The organism is Protofrankia sp. Cr1 (assembly GCF_963555865.1).
Lineage (GTDB): Bacteria > Actinomycetota > Actinomycetes > Frankiales > Frankiaceae > Protofrankia.
On the sequence record NZ_CAUVXO010000631.1, the window covers coordinates 1 to 2906 of the forward strand.

Below are 2906 nucleotides of genomic sequence, written 5' to 3' on the forward strand. Positions count from 1 at the left end.
CCGGACAAGACCAGAAACATCGTCTCGTGCACCAACGTCGTCATCGCGGCGGCCGACGGCCTGTTCAACGTGCCCTGCGTGAAGTAACCGGCGGGAAGCTTCAGCCCGGGTCCGTCATTGCGGACCCGGGTCCGGGCTCTCGCCGTATCAAAGGCGCGTCTGAGTCCTTCAATCAACACGCTATCTGCTTGTCGCGGACCGGACGACCGGCACGCTGCTCGGCCACGAGCAGATTCTTACCTCGAAGCCTGGAAAGCTCGGCGTTTCCATCCCGGCGGTCATCAGCTATCAGTTGTGGTTGGCCGCGGGCAGCGCCAGAAGTGTGACCGACACCCTGTAGGTTCTGTCGGGGATTCTGAAGTAAGCGCGAACAGCGGCAGTTGTGCGCCCGGGTGCGGCCGCTCCCGCCGGGCGAGCGCCCGCATGTTACCCGGCCAGCCCTTCAGCTGGTCACCTTTTGTACCCGTGCGGTACAGGCCGGTGAGCTCGGTGACGTCCGTGCCCTCCCGCGGCTCGCCCTCGGCGATCGTCACCGCGATGTCCGTGAACACCCGGCCCCGGTCGGCCAGCATCCACACCATCGCGGTCCCGACGTGGGAGACCACGTCTCTGCCGCCGACCTCGCCGGCCAACCCCTGCGACCACCCCGTATCATTCACCTGGAAAGTGCCTCTCGGCTCGGGCTCCGACACGGACTTCAGACACCCGTATCTTCCCAGGTCAGGGGCACTTTCCTGTCATCGGAGACCCTCAGAGAGATCAAGGATCTTCGGCGTGAAAAGCCGGGGCCAAGATGACAGGGCCCAACTATGAGCCGCTACCAGCAAGATCAAAAATAAATTCCTGGTCACCTGTAAGGTTTGGCGCCCAGCTGGACATAGATATGGTGATGAGGACGGGAGGTTTTTGGATAGATGCGCGCGTTGGATCGGCTCAACTGGAGGGGTCGGGATGAAGAAGTATTCGTACACTCCTACCTGGAGCGACGATTGGCCGACCACAGTGGCATCGACGACGCTGTAGCGGAGACATACCTTGTCGTCTGGCGGCGACGGCAGGATATCCCGCCAACAGACTCGGAGTCCATCGCATGGGCTATAGGCGTCGCCAGGTATTGCCTCGCCAATCAACGGCGAAGTGCACTACGCCGCCAGAGGCTCTTTATAAGGCTTAGGCAAGTCGGGCAAGAACCGTCCGGGATGAGTGAGAGCGGCAACTGGGAAGCCATCGCTATCGAAGAGTTCAACCGACTCCCTGATGGCGATAGAGAAATACTTGGTCTCGCTTATTGGGATGATCTTAAAGTTGATGAAATCGCTGTCGTTTTGAAGTGCACATCGAACGCTGCATCGGTCCGACTGCATCGAGCGAAACGCCGCCTTAAAGAAAGAACGGAGGCTGTTGCCGGCGCCAGTTTTTGCACGGCTGAAGAAAAGGTAGATGGTTAACTTCGAACTTTCCGGGGTGTGCGATGAACCCAACGTCAGAAGAGCGACTGGGTGAAATACTGCGAGCAGCGGATCCGTTCGATTCACTCGGCGGGGACATGTCCGAATCGGACAGTCATGCAGGTGAGATACTGGCCGAAAGGATACGGCCTAAAATCAAGCGTCGCGCACGACGTATTATTTTGATTCCGGTGGCTGTCGCCTGCGCGGCGGCGGCAATCGGTGCCGGCTTCGCGCTAGGAACCGCACCCGCCAAGATGGCAGCTACCGGCTGCTACCAGTCTACAAACCCAAACAGTGACGTAGCGGTACTGAACACAGTCGCATCAAACCCACTTGACGCCTGCAGGTCGATTTGGTCCGCATCATTCAACGAGCCGCCACCGGACGAGTTGGAGGCTTGCGTTGGACCTTCCGGTCAGGTCGTCGTTTATCCTGGCCGCGCTGGCCTCTGCGACAGCATGAATCTTCGTGGGTTCAGTGGCGCCGTCTCCGATGAGGCCCGCGGTGTTGCGGCGGTTAATCTCGAATTTCGCGCCCATTACCAGGGCGCGAGTTGCATAGATCCATCCGATGCGAGGGGAGTTCTAAAAGGAATCTTGGACAAAAACGGCATGGCGGATTGGAGTATCGATGATGGAGGTTTCGCCCAGCCCTGGAGTGAGGGCCGCCCGTGCGCCTATCTTGCAATGAATGAAAGCTCGAACAGAGCGGTACTTCTGCCAGTACCGAGGGCGTGATTCGACGGAAAGATATCTTGGCTCGGGCTCGCAGCCGGTTCGCACGGCACCCTGACCATCGGCTTGTCTCAAAGAAACCTTCAGGGTTTGCAGAAGTGACTGATCGAGAGCCCAGGCTGAGGATCGCTGGGCGAGCTTTTATTATGACGACGCCGCGCATCCCGATGACGTCTCCCGGACGGTGAACGCGCGCGGGAACACGACGACGAACACCTACGACACCTTCGGTGACCTCGCCAGCACGAAGGACCCCGACGGCAACACCACCAAGTTCGGCTATGACACCGCCCGCGGCCTGCACGCTTCGGTTGTCTCGCCGATCGGCGTGTCCGCCGGCATCGTCCCCGGCTGCACCCCTCCGGCCAAGGGCTGCACCACCTACAGTTACGACGCCGCCGGTCACCAGACCACGGTGGGCTACTCGGACGGTGTCACCCCGAACGTGACGGGGACGACGTACGACGGCCTCGGGTGGCGCACCTCCACGACCGACGGCACCGGGACCAGCCACTGGTCCTATGACTCCTTCGGTGAGATCACCTCCTACACCAACGGCGCCGGTGCCACGGTGGGTTACAGCTACGACGCCGCCGGCAACATCACCTCCATCGCCTACCCGGGTGGCAGCGGTCGGACGGTCACCCGCACGTTCGACAAGGACGACCAGCTCACCGGCTCCACGCTGAAGGCCGGCAGCACCGCGCTCGCCTCCCTGACC

2 protein-coding genes and 1 pseudogene are annotated in these 2906 nt (G+C 61.0%); 2 read left to right on the forward strand and 1 reads right to left on the reverse strand.

Annotated elements, in window-relative coordinates; translation table 11 throughout:
- Nucleotides 1-281: 281 nt before the first annotated feature.
- On the reverse strand, nucleotides 282-659 hold the full coding sequence (locus U9980_RS27045; RefSeq protein WP_322770516.1) for a hypothetical protein: 378 nt from the start codon (nucleotides 657-659) through the stop codon (nucleotides 282-284).
- A 255-nt stretch (nucleotides 660-914) separates the two neighbouring features.
- Here U9980_RS27045 and U9980_RS27050 point away from each other — a divergent pair, with 255 nt between their 5' ends.
- Both U9980_RS27050 and U9980_RS27055 read left to right on the forward strand, forming a co-directional pair.
- Nucleotides 915-1448: a sigma-70 family RNA polymerase sigma factor gene (locus tag U9980_RS27050; RefSeq protein WP_322770514.1), complete on the forward strand. Its 534-nt coding sequence runs from the start codon at nucleotides 915-917 to the stop codon at nucleotides 1446-1448.
- A gap of 921 nt (nucleotides 1449-2369) precedes the next feature.
- A pseudogene (locus U9980_RS27055) lies at nucleotides 2370-2906 on the forward strand (RHS repeat domain-containing protein); the annotation flags it as partial.

Coding starts and splice junctions, on each gene's coding strand:
- U9980_RS27050 (WP_322770514.1), top strand. CDS start 915: ATGCGCGCGTTGGATCGGCTCAACTGGAGGGGTCGGGATGAAGAAGTA.